Genomic DNA, 3,218 nt, shown 5'->3' with positions numbered 1-3,218 from the left:
GGCGGCCGCGAAAGTTTTCCTGCCGACTGCCGTAAACCTGTTTAACGGCGGTCTCCCCGCCGGTCATTCGTGAGGGACAGGCAGTGCTGATTATCGTGGGAACACTCGTGACGCTGTTGTCCGTCTTCGGCGGTTATGCGCTGGCAGGCGGGCATCTGGGCGCGTTGATCCAGCCCGTCGAGATCCTGATGATCGTGGGTGCCGGCGTCGGCGCATTCATCCTCGGCAACGGCGGCAAGACCATCAAGGCGACGCTGCGCGTGCTGCCGACGCTCTTCAAGGGCTCGAAATACACGAAGGATGTCTACATGGAGCTGATGGCGCTTCTTTACGTGCTGCTCGCGAAGGCACGCAAGGAAGGCACGCTCACGCTCGAGGCCGACATCGACGATCCGGAAAAGAGCCCGATCTTCACGCAATACCCGAAGATCCTCGCCGATCACCACATCGTCGAATTCCTGACCGACTACCTGCGCCTGATGGTGGGCGGCAACATGAACGCGTTCGAGATCGAGAGCCTGATGGACGAGGAGATCGAGACGCACCACGCGGAAGGCGAAGGCCCCGCGCATGCGTTGATGCGCGTCGGCGACGCGATGCCGGCGTTCGGCATCGTCGCGGCCGTGATGGGCGTCGTGCACACGATGGCGTCCGCCGACAAGCCGCCCGCGGTGCTCGGCGCGATGATCGCGCAGGCGCTGGTCGGCACGTTCCTCGGGATCCTGCTGTCGTACGGGCTGATCGGGCCGCTCGCGAGCCTCGCGGAGCAGCGCGTCGCCGAGTCGACCAAGATGTTCCAGTGCATCAAGGTGACGATCCTCGCGACGCTGAACGGCTATGCGCCGGCGATCGCGGTCGAGTTCGGCCGCAAGGTGCTGTTCTCGACCGAGCGCCCGTCGTTTTCCGAGCTCGAAGAGCACGTGCGCCGCGTGAAGGCGAAGTGACGCGGAGCCCCCGATGAGCAAGAGCAAGGATCGCGCAATCGTCGTCAAGCGGGTGGCCCCGGCGAAGAAGGGCCACCACGGCGGCGCATGGAAGCTCGCGTACGCGGACTTCATGACCGCGATGATGGCGTTCTTCCTGCTGATGTGGCTGCTGAGCTCGGTCACGCCGGTGCAGCTGAAGGGGATCGCCGAATACTTCAACACGCCGCTGAAGGCCGCGCTGTTCGGCAGCGGCGACCGCAGCTCGCAGGATTCCAGCATCATCAACGGCGGCGGCCGCGACCTGTCGAGCGTCGACGCCGGCACGCTGCGCCGCACCGACGGCATGACGCAGCTCGCCGAGCGCCTCGCGAAAGCGGGCGACGAGAATTCCCGGTCGCAGGCGCAGGGTGCGCAGGACCGGCTCGAGCAGGCGCGCCTGCACGACCTGCAGATCAAGCTGATGGCCGCGATCGAGGCCAACCCGACGCTGCGCCAGTTCAAGCAGCAGATCCGCATCGATTCGACGCTGATGGGGCTGCGCATCGAGATCGTCGATTCGCAGAAGCGGCCGATGTTCGCGATGTCGAGCGACAACGTCGAGCCGTACATGCGCGACATCCTGCGCGAGATCGGCAAGACGCTGAACGACGTGCCGAACCGGATCATCGTCCAGGGCCATACCGACGCCGTGCCGTACGCGGGCGGCGAGGGCGGCTACAGCAACTGGGAACTGTCGGCCGACCGCGCGAATGCGTCGCGCCGCGAGCTGATCTCCGGCGGCATGGACGAGGCGAAGGTGCTGCGGGTGCTCGGCCTCGCGTCGACGCAGAACCTGAACAAGGCCGACCCGCTCGATCCGGAAAACCGCCGGATCAGCGTGATCGTGCTGAACCGCAAATCCGAAGAGGCGCTGATGCGCGACGATGCGACGACCACGACGCTGTCGGCCGATGCGGCCGGCTCGCAGCAGCTCGCGCAGCAGCTGGCCGGCCCGGCGCCGGCCGCGCGGCCGGCGCTCGCGGCGTCCGCCGTCGCCGTGCCGAAACCCTGACGCTTAAAAGATTCCGAGACAGACATGATCCGAACCATTCTCGCCATCGACGACTCCGCGACCATGCGTGCGCTGCTCCAGGCGACGCTGGCGCAGGCCGGCTACGACGTGACGGTGGCGCCGGACGGCGAGGCCGGCTTCGACCTGGCGGCCACCGTGCCGTACGACCTGGTGCTGACCGACCAGAACATGCCGCGCAAGAGCGGGCTCGAAGTGATCGCCGCGCTGCGCAAGCTGACCGCCTATACGGAAACGCCGATCCTCGTGCTGACGACCGAAGGCAGCGACGCATTCAAGGACGCCGCGCGCGACGCGGGCGCGACCGGCTGGATCGAGAAGCCGATCGACCCCGCCGTGCTGGTCGACCTGGTCGCGACGCTGTCCGAACCGGCCGCCTCCTGACATTCACGCGACGCATTCAACCCGGGACCGGGCATGACTCTCGACATCACTCAGTTCTACCAGACATTTTTCGACGAAGCGGACGAGCTGCTCGCGCAGATGGAGCAGTTGCTGCTGAATCTCGACGTCGGTTCGCCCGACCCCGAGGATCTGGCCGCGATCTTCCGTGCCGCGCATTCGATCAAGGGCGGCGCCGCGACGTTCGGCTTTTCCGCGCTGACCGATACGACGCACATCCTCGAATCGCTGCTCGACCGCGCACGCAACCATGAGCTGACGCTGACCAAGGAAATGGTCGACGCGTTCCTCGAGACCAAGGACGTGCTGTCCGACCAGCTCGTCGACTACCGTGCGAGCGCCGAACCGGACGCAGCCGCCGCCGCGACGATCTGCGCGAAGCTCGAGCGGCTGAAGGCCGAGAGCGGGGCGGATGCGCCGGCTGCCGCTGCCGCGCCGGTCGCCGCTGTCGCCGAACCGGTCGCGCCGGCCGCAGAGACGGCCGCCGGCGACGATCGCGCGCCCGACCACGTGGTCGAGCAGGCCGTCGCGGCTGCGCATCCGGCAGCCGATGCCGGCGCGGACGAAGGCGGCCCGCACCTGAAGATCACGCTCGTGGGCGTCGACGCGAAGGACCAGGAGCTGCTGACCGAAGAACTCGGCAACCTCGGCCGGATCGTGGGCCGCGAGCAAGCGGGCGCCGACCTGACGCTGTGGGTCGAATCGGACGTGCCGTCCGACGACATCGTCGCCGTGTGCTGCTTCGTGATCGACGAAAGCCAGATCCGCGTCGCGCACGGCACGGCGCCGGCCGCGCCGGCCGCCGCTCATGAAGCCGCGGC

Annotated in this window: 4 protein-coding genes; all 4 read left to right on the top strand. The window is 67.5% G+C overall.

The features are described 5' to 3' along the window. Positions 1-83 precede the first annotated feature (83 nt). Positions 84-944: a flagellar motor stator protein MotA gene (motA, locus tag ABY44_RS14025; RefSeq protein ID WP_011350592.1), complete on the top strand. Its 861-nt coding sequence runs from the start codon at positions 84-86 to the stop codon at positions 942-944. 13 nt (positions 945-957) lie between these two features. Then, positions 958-1,977 carry a flagellar motor protein MotB gene (gene motB / locus ABY44_RS14020; RefSeq protein ID WP_027788648.1) on the top strand — a complete coding sequence of 340 codons (1,020 nt, stop codon included), beginning with the start codon at positions 958-960 and terminating at the stop codon, positions 1,975-1,977. A gap of 24 nt (positions 1,978-2,001) precedes the next feature. Continuing rightward, on the top strand, positions 2,002-2,379 hold the full coding sequence (locus tag ABY44_RS14015) for a response regulator (protein ID WP_021164383.1): 378 nt from the start codon (positions 2,002-2,004) through the stop codon (positions 2,377-2,379). Positions 2,380-2,412: 33 nt separating this feature from the next. After that, positions 2,413-3,218: Hpt domain-containing protein (locus ABY44_RS14010; protein WP_431641323.1), on the top strand; the 806-nt coding region annotated here is incomplete at its 3' end.

The organism is Burkholderia sp. ZZQ-2 (genome assembly GCF_050768715.1).
Taxonomy (GTDB): domain Bacteria; phylum Pseudomonadota; class Gammaproteobacteria; order Burkholderiales; family Burkholderiaceae; genus Burkholderia; species Burkholderia cepacia.
This window is presented reverse-complemented; position numbering and strand designations above follow the sequence as displayed.

What these genes read in the sequence shown, in the direction of transcription:
- motB (WP_027788648.1), top strand. Translation starts at nt 958, where the DNA reads ATGAGCAAGAGCAAGGATCGCGCAATCGTCGTCAAGCGGGTGGCCCCG.
- ABY44_RS14015 (WP_021164383.1), top strand. Translation starts at nt 2,002, where the DNA reads ATGATCCGAACCATTCTCGCCATCGACGACTCCGCGACCATGCGTGCG.